Source organism: Actinacidiphila yanglinensis (assembly GCF_900107965.1).
Classification (GTDB): domain Bacteria; phylum Actinomycetota; class Actinomycetes; order Streptomycetales; family Streptomycetaceae; genus Actinacidiphila; species Actinacidiphila yanglinensis.
Genome location: NZ_FNVU01000002.1, coordinates 320,969 through 337,989, shown reverse-complemented (window position 1 = coordinate 337,989; position 17,021 = coordinate 320,969). Strand labels below are relative to the sequence as shown.

17 protein-coding genes are annotated in these 17,021 nt (G+C 71.8%); 9 read left to right on the top strand and 8 right to left on the bottom strand.

Annotated elements, in window-relative coordinates; genetic code table 11:
• Positions 1 to 6: 6 nt before the first annotated feature.
• Together C4U44_RS05485 and C4U44_RS05480 are read right to left on the bottom strand one after the other, a co-directional pair.
• A complete protein-coding gene (locus C4U44_RS05485; protein WP_103884763.1) occupies positions 7 to 954 on the bottom strand; it encodes an AAA family ATPase in 948 nt (315 codons plus the stop codon).
• Positions 955 to 1,065: 111 nt separating this feature from the next.
• Positions 1,066 to 3,144 (bottom strand): VMAP-C domain-containing protein, encoded by a 2,079-nt coding sequence (locus C4U44_RS05480; RefSeq protein WP_103884457.1) that lies wholly within the window; start codon positions 3,142 to 3,144, stop codon positions 1,066 to 1,068.
• 333 nt (positions 3,145 to 3,477) lie between these two features.
• Between C4U44_RS05480 and C4U44_RS05475 the strand changes: the two genes are divergently transcribed.
• The 3 genes from C4U44_RS05475 (at position 3,478) to C4U44_RS05465 (ending at position 5,712) form a co-directional block, all read left to right on the top strand.
• Positions 3,478 to 3,666 carry a DUF6104 family protein gene (locus C4U44_RS05475; RefSeq protein WP_103884456.1) on the top strand — a complete coding sequence of 63 codons (189 nt, stop codon included), beginning with the start codon at positions 3,478 to 3,480 and terminating at the stop codon, positions 3,664 to 3,666.
• 98 nt (positions 3,667 to 3,764) lie between these two features.
• Positions 3,765 to 4,649 carry a DUF4097 family beta strand repeat-containing protein gene (locus C4U44_RS05470; RefSeq protein WP_160144993.1) on the top strand — a complete coding sequence of 295 codons (885 nt, stop codon included), beginning with the start codon at positions 3,765 to 3,767 and terminating at the stop codon, positions 4,647 to 4,649.
• Between the two features lies 1 nt (position 4,650).
• On the top strand, positions 4,651 to 5,712 hold the full coding sequence (locus C4U44_RS05465; RefSeq protein WP_103884455.1) for a PadR family transcriptional regulator: 1,062 nt from the start codon (positions 4,651 to 4,653) through the stop codon (positions 5,710 to 5,712).
• Here C4U44_RS05465 and C4U44_RS05460 read toward each other — a convergent pair.
• On the bottom strand, positions 5,702 to 6,664 hold the full coding sequence (locus C4U44_RS05460; protein ID WP_103884454.1) for a zinc-binding dehydrogenase: 963 nt from the start codon (positions 6,662 to 6,664) through the stop codon (positions 5,702 to 5,704). The genes C4U44_RS05465 and C4U44_RS05460 overlap by 11 nt on opposite strands.
• 220 nt (positions 6,665 to 6,884) lie before the next feature.
• Positions 6,885 to 8,099, bottom strand: a complete 1,215-nt coding sequence (locus tag C4U44_RS05455; protein ID WP_103884453.1) for an NAD(P)-dependent malic enzyme — start codon at positions 8,097 to 8,099, stop codon at positions 6,885 to 6,887.
• A gap of 419 nt (positions 8,100 to 8,518) precedes the next feature.
• Here C4U44_RS05455 and C4U44_RS05450 point away from each other — a divergent pair, with 419 nt between their 5' ends.
• The 3 genes from C4U44_RS05450 to C4U44_RS05440 are packed head-to-tail and all read left to right on the top strand — an operon-like array spanning position 8,519 to position 11,250.
• On the top strand, positions 8,519 to 9,493 hold the full coding sequence (locus tag C4U44_RS05450; protein ID WP_103884452.1) for an ABC transporter substrate-binding protein: 975 nt from the start codon (positions 8,519 to 8,521) through the stop codon (positions 9,491 to 9,493).
• A gap of 1 nt (position 9,494) precedes the next feature.
• Positions 9,495 to 10,445 (top strand): amino acid ABC transporter permease, encoded by a 951-nt coding sequence (locus C4U44_RS05445; RefSeq protein ID WP_103884451.1) that lies wholly within the window; start codon positions 9,495 to 9,497, stop codon positions 10,443 to 10,445.
• A gap of 52 nt (positions 10,446 to 10,497) precedes the next feature.
• Entirely contained in the window at positions 10,498 to 11,250 is a 753-nt protein-coding gene (locus C4U44_RS05440) for an amino acid ABC transporter ATP-binding protein (RefSeq protein ID WP_103884762.1), read from the top strand.
• Between the two features lie 242 nt (positions 11,251 to 11,492).
• Here C4U44_RS05440 and C4U44_RS05435 read toward each other — a convergent pair whose 3' ends face one another.
• Positions 11,493 to 12,278: a class I SAM-dependent methyltransferase gene (locus C4U44_RS05435; protein ID WP_103884450.1), complete on the bottom strand. Its 786-nt coding sequence runs from the start codon at positions 12,276 to 12,278 to the stop codon at positions 11,493 to 11,495.
• Positions 12,279 to 12,359: 81 nt separating this feature from the next.
• On the opposite strand from C4U44_RS05435, the gene C4U44_RS05430 reads away from it, so the two are divergent.
• Positions 12,360 to 12,992 carry a CGNR zinc finger domain-containing protein gene (locus tag C4U44_RS05430; RefSeq protein WP_103884449.1) on the top strand — a complete coding sequence of 211 codons (633 nt, stop codon included), beginning with the start codon at positions 12,360 to 12,362 and terminating at the stop codon, positions 12,990 to 12,992.
• Here C4U44_RS05430 and sodX read toward each other — a convergent pair.
• The gene (gene sodX / locus C4U44_RS05425; protein ID WP_103884448.1) at positions 12,896 to 13,321 is read right to left on the bottom strand and encodes a nickel-type superoxide dismutase maturation protease; all 426 of its coding nucleotides are present in this window, start codon (positions 13,319 to 13,321) and stop codon (positions 12,896 to 12,898) included. The genes C4U44_RS05430 and sodX overlap by 97 nt on opposite strands.
• Positions 13,322 to 13,455: 134 nt before the next feature.
• On the opposite strand from sodX, the gene sodN reads away from it, so the two are divergent.
• Positions 13,456 to 13,851 (top strand): superoxide dismutase, Ni, encoded by a 396-nt coding sequence (sodN, locus tag C4U44_RS05420; protein ID WP_103884447.1) that lies wholly within the window; start codon positions 13,456 to 13,458, stop codon positions 13,849 to 13,851.
• A gap of 108 nt (positions 13,852 to 13,959) precedes the next feature.
• Here sodN and trxA read toward each other — a convergent pair whose 3' ends face one another.
• Positions 13,960 to 14,343 (bottom strand): thioredoxin, encoded by a 384-nt coding sequence (trxA, locus tag C4U44_RS05415; protein ID WP_103884446.1) that lies wholly within the window; start codon positions 14,341 to 14,343, stop codon positions 13,960 to 13,962.
• Positions 14,340 to 14,759, bottom strand: coding sequence for a MerR family transcriptional regulator (locus C4U44_RS05410; protein ID WP_103884445.1), 420 nt, complete (start codon positions 14,757 to 14,759; stop codon positions 14,340 to 14,342). The genes trxA and C4U44_RS05410 overlap by 4 nt, the downstream gene beginning before the upstream one ends.
• A 218-nt stretch (positions 14,760 to 14,977) precedes the next feature.
• Here C4U44_RS05410 and C4U44_RS05405 point away from each other — a divergent pair, with 218 nt between their 5' ends.
• Positions 14,978 to 17,002, top strand: a complete 2,025-nt coding sequence (locus C4U44_RS05405; RefSeq protein ID WP_103884444.1) for an N-acetylmuramoyl-L-alanine amidase — start codon at positions 14,978 to 14,980, stop codon at positions 17,000 to 17,002.
• The last annotated feature ends 19 nt before the right edge of the window (positions 17,003 to 17,021 follow it).

The following is a 17,021-nucleotide window of genomic DNA, read 5'->3' as shown; positions in this document are numbered from 1 at the left end:
GCCGCCTCACCTTGGCCGGTCGAGCCGCTGGATGAGCATCTCCGCCAGCCTGGTGCGGGACGGCGGGGCCGCGTGGTGGGTGAGGTAGATCGCGTTCAGCAACTGGTCGGTGGCGAGCAGCTCGCTGCGCGAGCGCTCCAGGAAACGCTGGACGAGGTCGTCGCCGACGGTCGCGGCCTCGTCGCCGAGGTGCGCGCGCACCACGGTGGACAGCCGCTCGTGGTCGGGGCGGCCCAGCTCCAGGTGGATACAGCGGCGCAGCAGCGGGGGCGGGAAGTCCCGTTCACCATTGCTGGTGAGGATCACGAACGGGAAGGCCCGGCAGCGCACCCGGCCCTCGCGCAGCGTGACGCGGGTGCCGTCGTCGGTCAGCACCTCGACCTGCGGCTCGCGCTCGGCCAGCCGCTCCAGCTCGGGGATGCCGAACTCGCCCTCCTCCATGACGTTCAGCAGGTCGTTCGGCAGGTCGATGTCGCTCTTGTCGAGTTCGTCCACGAGCAGCACGCGCGGCTGCGCGGTGGGCAGCAGCGCGGTGCCCAGCGGGCCGAGCCGGATGTAGCTGCCGATGCCGCCGGGCGGCACGGTGCCGGAGTTCGCGGCGATCTGGGTGTCCTGGAGGCGGGCGATCGCGTCGTACCGGTACAGGCCGTCCTGGAGGGTGCTGCGGCTGACGATCGGCCAGTGCAGCACCCGGCCGAGGCCGAGTTCGTACGCGACCGCGTGCGCGAGCGTGCTCTTGCCGGCGCCGGGGCTGCCGGTCACCAGCAGCGGGCGGCGCAGATAGAGCGCGGCGTTGACCATCTCCAGTTCCTCGGGGCTGGGGCGGTGCATCTCGGCCATGTGCCGGTACGCGCCCAGCCGCCGGGCCGAGGAGCTGTCCGCGCCCGGGGCGCGCCCGACCAGCGGGCCGCCGTCGAAGTCCCGCCAGGGCGGGGGCTCCGGCAGGCTGTCCATGCCGTTGTGGGGTTCGCCGGTGCCGCGGTAGATGAGCCACTCGCCGGCCGCACCGGGTTCGGTCACGTCACTCACCTCGATACCCCCGTCGATCCCGGGTGTCGGTGTTCGTCATGGAGTCTCCAACAGCTCGTCGGTTCCGGGAAGGGGCCGGGTCGGGTCGTCGTAGAGCAGGGCGAGTCCGCCGGACCAGAACGCCTCGGGCACGCCGTCGGCCACGGCGGCGCGGAGGGCGGCCAGACCGGCGGGCAGTCCGGCGGCGGTGCGGGCGCCGTGCACCAGACGCGGCACGCCGCGGTGCAGGTCGGAGCAGACCCGCTCGGGCTCGATCGGCTCGCGCCGCCACAGCGCCACCGAGTAGCCGCAGCGCAGCAGCCGGTGCAGCGCCTCCGGGGCGGCGGCACCGCTGCGGCACAGCACCGGCAGCATCTCCCGGGGGCGGGCGCGCAGTTCGGCGTCCTCCGGGAGCGGCTCCTCCTGCGAGTCGCCGCAGTCCAGCACCTCCGCGGACGGGGGCCGCCGGTGCAGGGTGTGCCAGCGGCTGAGCCGCTCCTCGGCGACACCCGGGTCCGCGTCCTGGGGCGGGTCGGTGCGGCGGACCACCACCGGCCGGATCGCGCCGAGCCGGCTGCCGTCGGGGTCCAGCCGCCAGGTGTCGGCGGCGAAGGCCATCAGCGAGCCGGGCACGGCCAGTTGCAGGGCCGCGACGTAGCCGGGCTCGTCGCAGCGGCGGAACGCCTCGGCGAGCGGGGCGGCCAGCAGCGCGGGCAGGTCGGCGACGGACGTGCCGCGGAAGTCCTCGTGCACGCAGTCGACCTCGCCGCTCTCCGGGGAGACGGTGACCCGCCAGTCGAAACGGTCCGGCTCCCAGCCGCGCGGGATGATCTCCAACTGCGCCTCGCCGCGCGTGCGCGGGCCGGGCCCGGGCGACTGCGCGTCGGCGCCGCGCGCCCGCAGCCGCGCCATCCGCTCTCCTATCAGCGAGTTGCGGAAGAGCATGCTCAGGCCCTGGTCGGCCGCGGTGGCCTGGGCCCACTCCCAGACCGCCCGCTCGTCGGACTCCTGGGCGGGCTGGACACGTTCGGCGCTGGCGGCGAGCACCGCGTAGCGCAGTACCGCCTCCAGTTCGGACCCGCGCCGCAGGTCGTACAGCAGGCCGAGGCCGTCGCGCCAGGCGCGGGGGGCGACCGCGAAGCCCTGCCCGGCGCCGCCGCGCACCTCGGTGACCAGATCGCCGAGGGCGCGGGCCCCGGCGGGCGGCGGGAGTTGGGCGAGCAGGCCGAGCAGCGCGGTGCGCCGACCGGGGGTCAGGGCGCGGCCGGCGGCGGCGCCGATCTCGCTGTGCGCCTCGGTCCAGCCGTAGAAGTCCCGGTCGAGCAGGAACCGGTGGTGGTCGGCGTGGTAGAGGTCGTGGGCGGTCATCACCCGGTGGTACAGGTCGTCCGCGGCGTTCTCACCGGCCGGCAGCTGGCGTAACTGCTGGATGCTGACGGCGAGTCCGCCGTCCCGCTCGGCGCGGCGGGCCTGGAGCACGCCGATCACCTCGCCCCGCACGAGGTCGACGACCGGGCCGCCGGACAGCCCCTGCGGCATCTCGTCGTCGTTGCTCAGTCGCAGCAACCCGCCGCCGCCGACGCCGAGTTGGCCGCTGATCACGCACCGGCCGTTGTACGCCATCGGGACGCCGCCGAGCGGCAGCCAGCCGAAGTAGGCGACCGGGTTGGTGGTGTAGCCCTTCGCGGTGCGCTCGGTGAGCCACACGCAGGGGTGCTCCAGCGGGTCGACCAGCCGGATCAGGGCCAGGTCGGGGGCCGCCCAGGCGCCGGGGCCGCGGTCCTCACCGGGCCAGGCGCCGTATCCGCCGGGGCCGGCGCCGCGGCCCTGGCCCTGGCCGGGGATGCCGGCGGCCGCGGGGCCGGAGGGCTGGGCCCACTCGACGACGCCCGCGAGGAGCTCGTCGCGGAAGCCGACCCGCACTTCCTTGCGCGGCGCGCCCACGAGTGTCACCTCCCCTTCGGCCCTCGCCACGTGGGCGCAGGTGAGCACCCAGTTGGGTGCGACGAAGAAGCCGCTGCCCAGAAGAGGATTCCCTGCCTCCGCGCCGTGAATGCGCACGGTGGCCTCCTCGGCGAGCGGGACCAGGATCTCGGCCGCCTGGGCGAGCTGCTCCGATGCGCCCCCGGACGTCACCGTGCGCCCCTTGCGGGAATGGCGGCGCGGGGGGCGGGGGTGCGTCCACGAGGACGCGCTGCGGCCGCCGCGGCGCTTCCCGCCGCGGGCCGCTGGCCGGTCGCCGACGTCCGCACGTGCTCATTCCCCCCACTGGGCCGGGTCGTCAGGGAAGGTTATCGCCCGCTCCCACCTGCGTGAGTGCCTTCCCCGACACTGCCTATCCTTGACGGTGAGCGGGCCCCGCGGGCCGCGGAACCCGGCAGCCCACCCCCCGGTGGCACACCGTCCCGGTCCTTCCTGCGGTTTTCCTGCCCGTCCACCACCTGTCCCACCCCTGTTCCGGAGCAGATCTTGTACTTCACCGACCGCGGTATCGAGGAGCTGGCCGACCGGCGCGGCGAGGAGGAGGTGAGCTTCGACTGGCTGGCCGACCGGCTGCGGGAGTTCGTCGACCTCAACCCCGAGTTCGAGGTGCCGGTCGAGCGGCTCGCGACCTGGCTGGCGCGGCTGGACGACGAGGACGACGAGGACGACGCGTAGGGCACCCCTTGACGTGAGCGGCACGCGATATATCGTGTCTTTCAGAAGACGCGATATGTTGCGTTGGTCGGCGGCGGAGGAGGGGCACCATGAGCGGCATGTCGGAACGGCTCGTCACGGAACCGGAGACGTTCGTCTTCGACGAGCGGATCGACACCCTGAACGTCAGGATCGTCAGCGGCGCGATCAACGTGGTCGGCACCGACGGCGGCCCCGCCCGGGTGGAGGTCAGCGAGCTGAGCGGCCCGCCGCTGAAGGTGCGGCTCGACGGCGGCACCCTCAGCGTCGGCTACGACGACATGGAGTGGAACGGCTTCATGAAGTGGCTCGACCGCAAGGGCTGGGACCGGCGCGCGGTCGTCTCGCTCGCGGTGCCCCAGCAGACCGACGTCGAGGTCGGCGTGGTCGGCGCCACCGCGGTGGTCTCCGGCATCAGCGGCACCACCTCCGTCCTGGGGGTGAACGGCGACACCACCCTGGTCGGCCTGCGCGGCCCGGTGAAGGCGCGAACGGTCGGCGGCAGCGTCGAGGCCCAGTCGCTGAGCGGGGACCTGGCGTTCAGCACGGTCTCCGGCAACCTCACCGTGGTCGACGGCAGCGGCTCAGCGATCAAGGCGGACTCGGTGAGCGGCGGCATGGTGCTCGACCTGAACCCGTCGAGCGGCGGCGAGGTCCGGCTGTCCACCGTCTCCGGCGAGATCGCGCTGCGGCTGCCCGAACCCGGGGACGCCGAGGTCGACGCCAACACCGCCAGCGGCAAGGTCTTCTGCGCCTTCGACGAGCTGCGGGTCTCCGGCATCTGGGGCGCCAAGCGGATCACCGGGACCATCGGCAGCGGCACCGCCCGCCTCCGGGCCACCAGCGTCTCCGGGTCGCTGACGCTGCTGCGCCGGCCACCGCTGGACGACCGGACGGACGCACCCGACCCCGGCGGGCCGGACGGCACGAGCGGCGACGCCACCTCGCTGCGGAAGGACATCTGACATGGCACCCGTCTTCGCCCACGGCCGGCTGCGCCTGTACCTGCTCAAGCTGCTCGACGAGTCCCCGCGCCACGGCTACGACGTGATCCGGATGCTGGAGGAGCGCTTCCAGGGGCTGTACGCGCCCTCGGCCGGCACCGTCTACCCCCGGCTCGCCAAGCTGGAGCAGGAGGGCCTGGTCACCCACTCCACCGAGGGCGGCCGCAAGATCTACGCCCTCACCGACGCCGGACGGGCCGAACTCGCTGCCCGGGCCGACGAGATCGCCGGCCTGGAGGCCGAGATCCGCGAGTCGGTCTCCTCGCTGGCCGCCGAGATCCGCGAGGACGTCCGGGGCGCCGCCGGCGATCTGCGCCGCGAGGTGCGCGCCGCGGCCCAGCAGGCCCGTACCAAGCCCGGCCGTACCGGGAACGGCTCCCACGGCTGGGGCGAGGCGCAGCGGGAGTGGAAGGAGCAGACCAAGCAGGCGAAGGAGGAGAGCCGCCGGGCCAAGGAGGAGGCGCGCGACGCCCGCCGCCAGGCCAAGGCCGCCCGCGACGCGGCACGCGACGCGATGGACACCGCGCGGGACGAGATGCAGCGGATCGCCCGGCAGGTCCAGGAGCAGGTCCAGTCGCACACCAAGGGCGGCGACTGGCAGAGCGGGTTCCGCGAGGGCCTGGCCGAACTCACTCGCGAGCTGGGCCAGTTCGGCCAGTTCCCGGCTCCCCCCGCCCCGCCGAGCCCCCCGGCTCCGCCGAGCGCGTCCACCCCTCCGACCCCGCCGACCGCTCCGACCCCGCCCACACCGCCGACGGCACCCACCCCGCCCACCCCGCCCGCTGCCCCGTCGCCGTGGGACAAGGCCGAGCAGCACGACCCGGCGCCGGACGACGACCTGCCGCCCTCCGCCGACCCGTTGCGCGACCTCGAACGGCTGCTCGACCGCTTCCGCGACGACATCCGCGACACCGCCAGGGACCGCGGTGTCAGCGATCGCCAGCTGCGCGAGGTACGGCGCCACCTGTCCGCCGCGGCGGCCCGGATCTCCGCCGCGCTGCACGGACACGGGCCTACGTCGTGAGCACCACCTTGCCGAACGCCTCACCCTCCGCGAGGCGTTCGAAGCCCTCCCGGGCCCGGTCCAGCGGCAGCACCGAATCGATCACCGGCCGCACCCCGGTCACGGCGCAGAAGCCGAGCAGATCCTCCAGCTCGTCCTTGGTGCCCATCGTCGACCCGACGACCCTCAACTCCAGGAAGAAGATCCGGTTGAGCTCCGCCGAGGACGGGTTGGGGCCGCTGGTGGCGCCGGAGATCACCAGGGTGCCCCCGGGGCGCAGCGACTTCACCGAGTGCGACCAGGTGGCCGCGCCGACGGTCTCGATCACGGCGTCCACCCGCTCCGGCAGCCGCGCACCGGGTTCGTACACCCCGTGGGCGCCCAACTGCTCGGCCCTGCTGCGCTTGGCGGCGCTGCGGCTGGTGGCGTAGACCCGCAGGCCCGCCGCCTTCGCCAGCACGATCGCCGCGGTGGCGACGCCTCCGCCGGCGCCCTGCACGAGCACGGCGTCACCCGGCCGGACCCCCGCGTTGGTGAAGAGCATCCGGTAGGCGGTCAGCCATGCGGTGGGCAGGCAGGCCGCCTCCTCGAAGGACAGCTCCGGAGGCTTCGGCAGGACGTTCCAGGTCGGCACGGTGACCTGCTCGGCGAAGGTGCCCTGGTACTTCTCGGTGAGGATCGAGCGGCGCTCCCGCGGGCCGACGCCGTGGCCGCTCTGGCCGATCACCGAGTGCAGGACGACCTCGTTGCCGTCCTCGTCCACTCCGGCGGCGTCGCAGCCGAGGATCATCGGCAGGCTCTCCTCGCCCAGGCCGACGCCCCGCAGCGACCACAGGTCATGGTGGTTGAGCGAGGCCGCCCGCACCGTCACCCTGCTCCACCCGGGCCGCACCTCCGGCTCCGGCCGCTCCCCCGACTCCAGCCCCCGCAGCGGCTGCTCCGCATCAATACGCCCGGCATACACGGCAAACATGGCCCCGACCCTAGGCCCCCTACCCGCCGGTACGGAACCACCCGCCGGTGTGACACGGACCGCGCACCGCATCCGGCCCGCCCGGGCCAGTCGCTCGCCACGGCCCGGGCGGGAGGGGAGCACCGCGGGGCTCCCGGCTCCCGCCGGACGGACCGGGGCGCGGCTCTCCCGCCGGACCAGGACGCGGCTCGGCTCTCCCGCCGGGCTCGGCTCGCGGCCGTCAGCGCTTCGCGACGCCCTCCGCGCGGGCCGCCGCCGCGACCGCGGCGCTGACCGCCGGGGCCACCCGGGGGTCGAAGGGGGACGGGATCACGCACTCCGCGGAGAGCTCGTCCGCGACCACCGCGGCCAGCGCCTCGGCCGCCGCGAGCTTCATCGCCTCGGTGATCGCCGTCGCGCGCACCTGGAGGGCGCCCGAGAAGATGCCGGGGAAGGCGAGCACGTTGTTGATCTGGTTGGGGAAGTCGCTGCGCCCGGTGGCGACCACCGCCGCGTACTTCCGCGCCACGTCCGGGTGCACCTCGGGCGTGGGGTTGGCCATGGCGAAGACGAAGCAGCCCTCGGCCATGCTCGCGACCGCGTCCTCCGCGACGGTGCCCCCCGAGACGCCGATGAAGACGTCCGCGCCCGCCAGCGCCTCGTCCAGCGTGCCGGTCAGCCCCGCCTTGTTCGTATACGAAGCCAGGTCGCGCTTCACGGGGTTGAGGTCGTCCCGGCCGGCGTGCACCACGCCCTTGCGGTCGGTGACCGCGACATCGCCGATCCCCGCCTCCAGCAGGATCTTCGCGATGGCCACCCCGGCCGCGCCGGCGCCGGAGATCACCGCCCGCAACTCGCCGAGCGAACGGCCGGTGAGGGTGGCCGCGTTGCGCAGCGCCGCGAGAGTGACGACCGCGGTGCCGTGCTGGTCGTCGTGGAAGACGGGGATGTCCAGCGCGTCCTTGAGCCGCCGCTCGATCTCGAAGCAGCGCGGCGCGGAGATGTCCTCCAGGTTGATCCCGCCGAAGGACGGCGCGAGCCGCACCACGGTCTCCACGATCTCGTCGACTCCGGTGCAGGCCAGCGCGATCGGCACCGCGTCCACCCCGCCGAACTGCTTGAAGAGGATCGCCTTGCCCTCCATCACCGGCAGCGACGCCTCCGGCCCGATGTCGCCGAGCCCGAGCACCGCGGTGCCGTCGGTGACCACCGCGACCACCTGGGACTTCCAGGTGTAGTCGTGCACCAGTTCCGGCTGTTCGGCGATCGCGGTGCAGACCTCGGCGACGCCGGGCGTGTACGCGAGCGACAGGTCGTCGGCGTCACGCACCGGAACGGTTCCGACGATCGCCATCTTGCCGCCGCGGTGCAGGGCGAACACCGGGTCGATCGGGAACTCCTCGTCCGATGCGTCCGCATCCGCGAGGTTGGGGGAATTGACGATCTCCGCTGCCACTGTGACCCCTAGGTCGAGAAGGTGAGGGTGGGTACTCGCCCCGATGCGGGGAGAGGTGGGCTCGGCGCCGAGGCCACCGGATACGAGTGAGCCGGGTGGCACGGCGGCGCCAGGCGCGCCGCACGCACGCCGTTGGCCCCGGATGAGGGGTGAAGGTCCCGTTCTACCGGAAGTCGGTTTCCGATGACGAGCACCGATCGATCGGCACGGCTCCATCGCGGTCCGGCCTTGGTGTGCCGGCCCGATGGCAGCCCGGGGATCGCCCGTTATCCGATTTTGACACAACGGGGACCCTGACTGGCCCTGTCCGGATGGCAAGATGCACAGATCACACAGGGTGGCGGTACTCGAAGATGTGTGCCCCCGACCTCCCTGGACCGGCTACTGGCACCCCCCTCGTTTCGTTGGAGGACACAGCGATGACCGCAGGCACCCCCCGGTGTTCGACCCCCCTCACTCGCCTCACCGCGGTCGCCGCCCTCGCGGTCGCCGGCGCCCTGGTGCTCACCGGGTGCGGCGACCAGACCAAGAAGGACGACTCCGGCGGTTCCTCGGCCAGTTCGTCCGGCAGCAGCCCGTCGACCAGCACCTCCGCGGCCCCGCTCTTCGCCAAGCTGCCGAAGAAGTTCCAGGACGCCGGCGTGATCAAGGTCGGCACCGACGCGTCGTACGCCCCGATGGAGCAGACCTCCAACGGCAAGATCATCGGCATAGACCCGGACCTCGGCGCGGCCCTGTCCAAGCAGCTCGGCGTGAAGCTGGAGTTCTCCAACGGCCAGTTCGACGGCCTGATCACCTCGCTCTACACCGGCCGCGACGACATCGTGATGTCCGCTATGAGCGACACCAAGGACCGCCAGCAGGGACTGGACGACAAGGGCAAGAAGACCGGCAAGGGCGTCGACTTCGTCGACTACTACATGTCCGGATCCTCGCTGCTGGTGCAGAAGGGCAACCCGAAGAAGGTCACCTCGTTGGCCGATCTGTGCGGCAAGAGCGTCGCCGTGCAGCGCGGCACCATCTACGAGGACGCCTTCAAGAAGCAGAAGACCGCCTGCGGTTCCAAGGGCCTGACGATCCAGTCGTTCGACACCGACGCCGAGGCGCAGACCCGGGTCAAGGCCGGCGGCGCGGTCGCGGACCTCAACGACACCCCGGTGGCCGCGTACATCGCACAGAAGTCCGGCAACGGCAACGACTTCGAGGTGGCCGGCTCCCCGGCCGACGCCGGTCCCTTCGGCATCGCGCTGGACAAGAGCAACAGCCAGCTGCGGGACGTCATCCAGCAGGCGATGAACGCGATCATCGCGGACGGCACCTACGCCCAGGTGCTCGCGAAGTGGAACGCCGCCAGCGGCGCCATCAAGACGGCCGCGATCAACGGCGGCTCCTGACATGACATGCGTCGAGGCCGGCCGGGAGCCGGCCGACACCCCTTCGTCCGACAGCCCGCAGCAGGTCCTCCCCTACGAGGCCATCCGTGCCATCCCAGTGCGCCACTACGGGCGCTGGGTGGCCGCGGTGGTCGTGCTCGCCCTGCTCGGCTGGCTCGCCTACGCCTTCTCGCAGGGCGACATCCTGTGGGGCACGGTCGGCGACCGGCTGTTCGACCACACGGTGCTGCAGGGCGTGTGGCACACCATCCTCATCTCGGTCTGCTCGATGGCCATGGGCCTGGTGCTGGGCGTGCTCTTCGCGGTCATGCGGCTGTCGAAGAACCCGGTCACCGGGGCGGTGGCGTGGCTGTACATCTGGTTCTTCCGCGGCACCCCGGTGTACGTGCAGCTGCTGATGTGGTTCAACCTCGCGTTGATCTTCCACACGATCAACCTGATGCCGCTGTACAAGAACGACACGACCGCCGTGATGACCCCGTTCGTGGCCGCCCTGCTGGGCCTCGGCCTCAACGAGGGCGCGTACATGGCCGAGATCGTCCGGGCCGGCATCCAGTCGGTCGACGAGGGCCAGTCCGAGGCGTCGCAGGCACTGGGCATGACCGGCGCACAGACCATGCGCCGGATCGTGCTGCCGCAGGCGATGCGCGTGATCATCCCGCCGACCGGCAACGAGTTCATCAACATGCTCAAGACCTCGTCGCTGGTCTCGGTGGTGCAGTACACCGAACTGCTGCGGGCGACCTCGAACATCGGCAACGACACCACCGCGGTCATGGAGCTCTACTTCGTCGCCTCGGTCTGGTACCTGGTGCTGACCAGCGTCTTCAGCGTCGGCCAGTTCTACATGGAACGCCGGTACGCGCGCGGTTCGCAGCGCTCGCTGCCCAAGACCCCCTGGCAGCGCGTCCGGGACAACCTGTCCACCGTGCGCCGACCGAAGGTGGCCTGAGATGAGCACGAGCAGCAACGGCGCCAAGCTGGTGAAGTCCGGCGCCGAGCCGATGGTGCGGGCCGAGGCGGTGCACAAGTCCTTCGGGGCCGCGCACATCCTCAAGGGCATCGACCTGGAGGTGGCGCCCCGCGAGGTGTTCTGCCTGATCGGGCCGTCCGGCTCCGGCAAGTCCACCTTCCTGCGGTGCGTCAACCACCTGGAGCAGATCAGCGCCGGACGGCTGTGGGTCGACGGCGAGTTGATCGGCTACCGGGAGCACGGCGGCAGGCTCCACGAGCTGCGCCCCCGCGAGGTGGCCGCCAAGCGGCGCGACATCGGGATGGTCTTCCAGCGCTTCAACCTCTTCCCGCACCTCACCGCGATCGAGAACGTCATGGAGGGCCCGGTGCAGGTCCGCCGGGAGAGCAAGGCGGTGGCCCGGGAGCGGGCCCAGCGCCTGCTGGACCGGGTCGGGCTCGCCGACAAGGCGGCCAGCTTCCCGTCGCAGCTGTCCGGCGGGCAGCAGCAGCGGGTGGCGATCGCCCGCGCGCTGGCCATGGAGCCCAAGTTGATGCTCTTCGACGAGCCGACCTCGGCACTCGACCCCGAACTCGTCGGCGACGTCCTCGACGTGATGCGGAGTCTCGCCGAGGACGGCATGACGATGATCGTGGTCACCCACGAGATGGGGTTCGCCCGCGAGGTCGGCGATGCGCTGGTCTTCATGGACGACGGCCAGGTGGTCGAGTCAGGCCACCCCCGCGACGTCCTCTCGCGCCCGCAGCACGAACGTACGAAGGCGTTCCTCTCCAAGGTGCTGTGAGAGGGGTGCCCTGACCCTCCAGGGTGCCCCTCTCCGCCGGTTGAGGGACCACCTGCCGGTGGGGGCTCGCCGCGCAGTTCCCCGCGCCCCTTGGTGGTTGCCCTCTATTCGCGGAGGGAGCCGCACATACCCAGGGGCGCGTGGGGGCACCACCCAGCCGCCAGGCCGGGGGAGAACTGCGCGACAGGCCACCCACGGCAGGTGGTCCCGAAACCCACAGAACCGCCCACCCCGGGGGGCCCTCAACGCAACGCGAGGACCATCGCGTCGGACGGCGACGCCCACACCGTGCGGGCCTCGCGGAAGCCCGCCGCCCGCAGCGTCTCGGCGTGCCAGGCGGCGGACGGGGTGTCCCCGTCCGCGTGCTCCCCGTAGATGCGGAACCGCTCCGCCGTGGGCTCGGCCAGCACCGGGTCCGCGGCGGCGACGTCCCACCACTCGCGCCAGTCGAGGGCGCCGCCCTCGGCCTTGGCGCGATCCATGCGGGCGTGCCGCTGCGCCGACTCCGCCGCGTCGATGAGCGGCGTCCCGGGGTCGGGCATGCGGTCGGCGTTGAGGAAGACCCCGCCGGCGCGGAGCAGCCCGGCCAGCTGTCCGTAGAGGACGGCGAGTTCGTCGCTGTGCAGCCAGTGCAGCGCGGTCGCGGTGAGCACGGCGTCGTACGCGTCGTACGGGAGGTGGTCGGGCCAGTGCGGGTCCTTGAGGTCGGCGGTGACGAAGGACGTCCGGTCCTCCTGCGCGAAGGACCCCCGCGCGATGGTGAGCAGTGCCGGGTCCAGGTCGACCCCGGTGCTGCGCGCCTGCGGGAACCTCCGCAGCAGCCGGTCCGTGATACTTCCGGTACCGCAGGCGAGGTCCAGCACCCTGGGCGCGTCTCCGACCGTCGCCTCGACCATGTCCAGCATCACCCGAAAGCGTTCCTCCCGGTCGGGCAGGTACCACTCCTGCTGGCGATCCCAGCTGCGCTGCCAGGCGGCCCAGTCCGTGCCGAACCGGCCGCTCCGCGTGTCACCCGATGTGACGGACACTCCGAACCACTCCTCGATGTAATACCCTGGTAGCCACTTCGGCTATTACCGATAGTAGACCGCGAGCAGTAAGGACCACAAGTGGAACTGGCTTATTACTCGGACTACGCCGTGCGCCTGGTCAACACCGAGGAGCCGGCGCGCGGCACCGACACGCTGACCTCGGCGGACGCCGTACGGGAGTTGTTCGGCGGCAGCACGCAGCTCGCCGCGCGCGTGGTCGACGCCGACGTGCCACGACTGCGCGCCGTCCGCGTCCGGCTGCGCGGGATCTTCGAGGCGGCCGACGAGCAGGACGAGGTCCGCGCGGTCGACCTGCTCAACCAGCTGATGCTGGAGTTCCCGGTCAGCCCGCAGATCTCCGGGCACACCGTGGTCAACGAGGAGACCGGGCGGCCCGACTGGCACATGCACCTGGCCGACCACGCGGTGAACGCGGCGGCCGCGTTCTCCGCGAGCGCGTGCATGGGTCTGGCGGTCCAGGCCACCTCACTGGGCGTGGACCGCCTGGGCATCTGCGAAGCGGCCCCGTGCCGCAACGCATATGTGGATACATCGACAAACCGTTCGCGCCGTTACTGTTCCGACCGCTGTGCCACCCGCGCGAACGTGGCGGCCTACCGCGCCCGCAAGCGCCTGGAGAACGACCGGTCCGCCCGCAGCGGGCGCACGCAGGACGCGGCCCAGGACGCGACGCCGGCCACCGAGCGCTGAAGCTCACCCGGCGGCCGGAACCGGCCCCTGGCCCGGGCCAGCACCAGCTCGTGCGGCACGGTGCCGAACTCCCGGCTGTCGTTGGCGACGAAGGCGTTGTCCCCCATCACCCACCAGCCGCTCTCCCGGCGTTCGACCGCTCTCTTGACGATCAGCAGGTCCTGTTGCAGTGGATGCCGCAGCACCACCACGTCCCCCTCACGTACCTGCTCGGCGCCGCTGCTGACCTTCTGGATCAGCAGCCAGTCGCCGTGCAGCAGTGTCGGTGCCATCGACGGACCGGTGACCTCGACCAGCTGCCATGACAGCCTGGCCCCCTGCTCCCGCATCCTCCGCCTCCTGGTTCGTTTCTCCTCCCAGGGTGGCACCAGACTTTTGCCCTAAGCCACCTGGGGCAGCCGGGAAAACGACTACTCCAGGGAGTAATGTCGCACCTGAAAGACGATCACGAGGAAGGACGGCCATGTTCACTCGCCTGTTCGCGCCCAAGGTGAAGGTAAGCGCCCACTGCGACCTGCCCTGTGGCGTGTACGACCCGGCCCAGGCTCGCATCGAGGCCGAGTCGGTGAAGGCAGTGCAGGAGAAGTACCAGGCCAATGAGGACGCGGACTTCCGCACCCGCGCGGTCCTGATCAAGGAGCAGCGCGCGGAGCTCGCCAAGCACCACGTCTCGGTGCTGTGGAGCGACTACTTCAAGGCCCCGCACTTCGAGAAGTACCCGCAGCTTCACCAGCTCGTCAACGACACCCTGAAGGCGCTCAGCGCCGCCAAGGCGTCCAACGACCCCGCGACCGGCCAGAAGGCGCTCGACCTGATCGCCCAGATCGACAAGATCTTCTGGGAGACCAAGCAGGCCTGACCCTCCTGCCGTATCGCCGGTCGACGACTGACGGTCCCGTCCGTGTGACGTTCCTCACATCACCGTGAGGGCGTTCCGCAGACGGGACCGTCGTCGTTCTCGGTGCCCTCAGAGCACGTCGGCGAGCTCCTGCATCAGCCGCCGCTTCGGCCGGGCGCCGACCAGCACCTTCACCGGTTCACCGGCCCGGAAGAGCAGCAGCGTGGGCATGGACAGCACCCCGTAGGCGGCCTGGGTGGCCGGGTTGGCGTCCACGTCGAGCTGGACGACCCGCAGCCGGCCCGCCTCCTCGGCGGCGATCTCCGCGAGCACCGGCGCGATCATCCGGCACGGCGGGCACCAGGACGCGGTGAAGTCGACCAGGACCGGCAGGTCGCCGGCGAGCACGTCGGCCGCGAAGGTGGCGTCGGTGACGACCGGCACGCCCGGATGCGGGTGCGCGGTGGTTCCGGTGCCGGCGCCGCCGGCGGTGTGGTGCGTGGTGGTGGTCATGGCGTGGTGGTCCTCTCGGTCGGTGGGGCCAGCTCGCACATCGGTTCCCCGGCGGCCGCCGCGGCCAGCTCCGCCCGGGCGAGCTGCGCGGCGACCTGCTCGCGCACGGACCGCAGCCGGTCCACGCACGCGTCCAGCTCGGCGAGCTTGCGCCGGTAGACCGCGAGCGAGTCCGCACAGGTGTCCCCGGCGCTGTGACCGGCCCGCAGGCACTCGACGAAGGGCCGGGTCTCCTCCAGGCCGAACCCGAAGTCCTGGAGGGTACGGATCTGTTCCAGCAGCCGTACGTGCTCGTCGCCGTAGGAGCGGTAGCCGTTGGCGGTCCGCCCCGCCGGCGGCAGCAGCCCGAGGGATTCGTAGTAGCGGAGGGCACGGGTCGTGGTGCCCGCCCGGTCCGCGAGTTCACCGATGCGCATGCGTTCGACCGTAGACGTTGACGTACGCGTCAACGCCAGCCCCGCGACGGGGGGTCGATCGGCCCCGAATCACCCGACTCGCACCGACCCGTCCCGCGCTCTCTGAAGAAAACTTTCAAGATTTACGTCGGGGAGGTTGCTTACTGCCAGCCGACCTCGCCAGGCTGCGGCCCAGCAGTTCTCTCCATGGACCCCCATCCGGAACGCGAGGAGCCTGGATGCACCACCCCCTCAGCCACCCCCGACGGCGCAGAGCGGCCACGCTGGTCGCGGCGCTCTCGCTGCTGGCCGGCCTGTCGGTGACCGCGGTCACCACCACCGCCGCCCAGGCGGACGACCCGCAGTCCGCGCGGCAGGCCGAATTCACCGCGGCCGCGGCCGAGTTCGGCGTTCCCGCGCCCGTGCTCGAAGCCGTGTCGTACTACGAGACCCGGTGGGAGGACCACGCCGGGCAGGAGAACGCCGAGGCGGGCTACGGCCCGATGAACCTCACCGACCTCACCACCAAGGAACTCGACGCGGACGGCCTGACCACGCAGTCCCCGCGCTACGCCGACCTGTTGACGGCGCCGGCCGAGCACACCGCGGCCGCGGCGGCCGCCCTGCTCGGTACCGACACCGCGACCGTGCAGAGCGACGAGGCGCAGAACATCCGCGGCGGCGCCGCGCTGCTCGCGTCGTACGCCAAGAGCTACGGCCACGGCAAACTGCCCGGGACCGTGGACGGTTGGTACGCCGCGGCGGCGCGCTACGGGCAGTCCACCGAGGACAAGGTCGCGCAGGCCTTCGCCGACGGCGTGTGGAGCGCGATGCGCACCGGCGAGACCCGCACCACCGACGACGGCCAGCAGGTCACGCTGGCCCCGGTGCCGGGCCTGCACCCGAACCGGAACGACGTGCGCAAGCTGGGCCTGAAGGACGTCACTCCGCCGGAGAGCGACCAGAAGCCCGAGTGCCCCAAGTCCGCGAAGTGCAACTACATTCCGGGCGCGTACACGCTGCTCGACCCGAACGACCTCGCCGACTACGGCAGCCACGACCTGGCCGACCGGCCCAACGGCGGCCTGGACATCCGCTACATCACGCTGCACACCACCGACGAGACCTATGACGGCACCCTGGACCTGTTCCGCGACCCGACCTACGCGGCCGGCGCGAACTACGTGGTGCGCTCCTCCGACGGCCTGATCACCCAGATGACGCCGGACAAGGACATCGCCTGGGACAGCGCCAACCGCTCCTTCTACCAGCACTCCATCGGCATCGAGCAGGAGGCGTGGGCCACCCACGGCGCCGCCTGGTTCAGCGAGGACCTGTACCGCTCGACCGCCTCGCTGGTGAAGTACCTCGCGGCGAAGTACGACATCCCGCTGGACCGCGCGCACATCCTCGGCCACGACAACATCCCCGGCAGCTCCGAGAGCGGGATCGCCACCCAGCACTGGGACCCGGGACCGGGCTGGGACTGGGAGCACTTCTTCGACCTGCTCGGCGCGCCGATCCAGGCCACCGCGAAGAAGGGCAGCGACATCGTCGCGATCAAGCCCGGCTACCAGAACAACAAGCAGACCACCACGTACTGCGACGACGTGCAGGGCTACAAGCAGTTCCCCGGCCCGTACCGCAGCTTCGACTGCCCGGTGACCTCCACCGACGCGCCGTCCAGCTTCGTGCCGCTGTACACCCAGCCGAGCACCGGCTCGCCCCTGCTCTCCGACCCGTACCTGCACCCCACCGGGACCGCCGGTACCAACGCGATGAACGACTGGGGCGACAAGGCGCCGAGCGGTGAGCAGTACGTCGTGGCGGACCGCAAGCCCGGCTGGACCGCGATCTGGTACGGCGGGCAGGAGGCCTGGCTGCAGGACTCCGCGCAGCACCCGACGACCGTGCCGGTGAAGGCCGAGCGGATCGTGCCCAAGGCCGGCCGGACCACGATCCCGGTCTACACCACGGCCTACCCCGAGTCGTCGGTCTACCCGGCGGACTTCGTGGCCTTCGAGGGCGGCACCGCGCCGCGCCCGCAGACCCCGGCGAAGAAGTACGCGATCGCGGCCGACCAGTCCTATGTCGCGTCGGGTCCGGCGGAGAACACGGACTCGTACTTCGCGATCTACTACGACGGCTCCGCGCCGTACGACCAGCACGACTTCATCGGCAAGACGAAGGTCTACGAGATCGTCTACAACCACCGGATGGCGTTCGTGAGCGCGGACGACGTCGACGTGGTGCCGGCGAGCTGACACCCGCGGGACCAGGAGC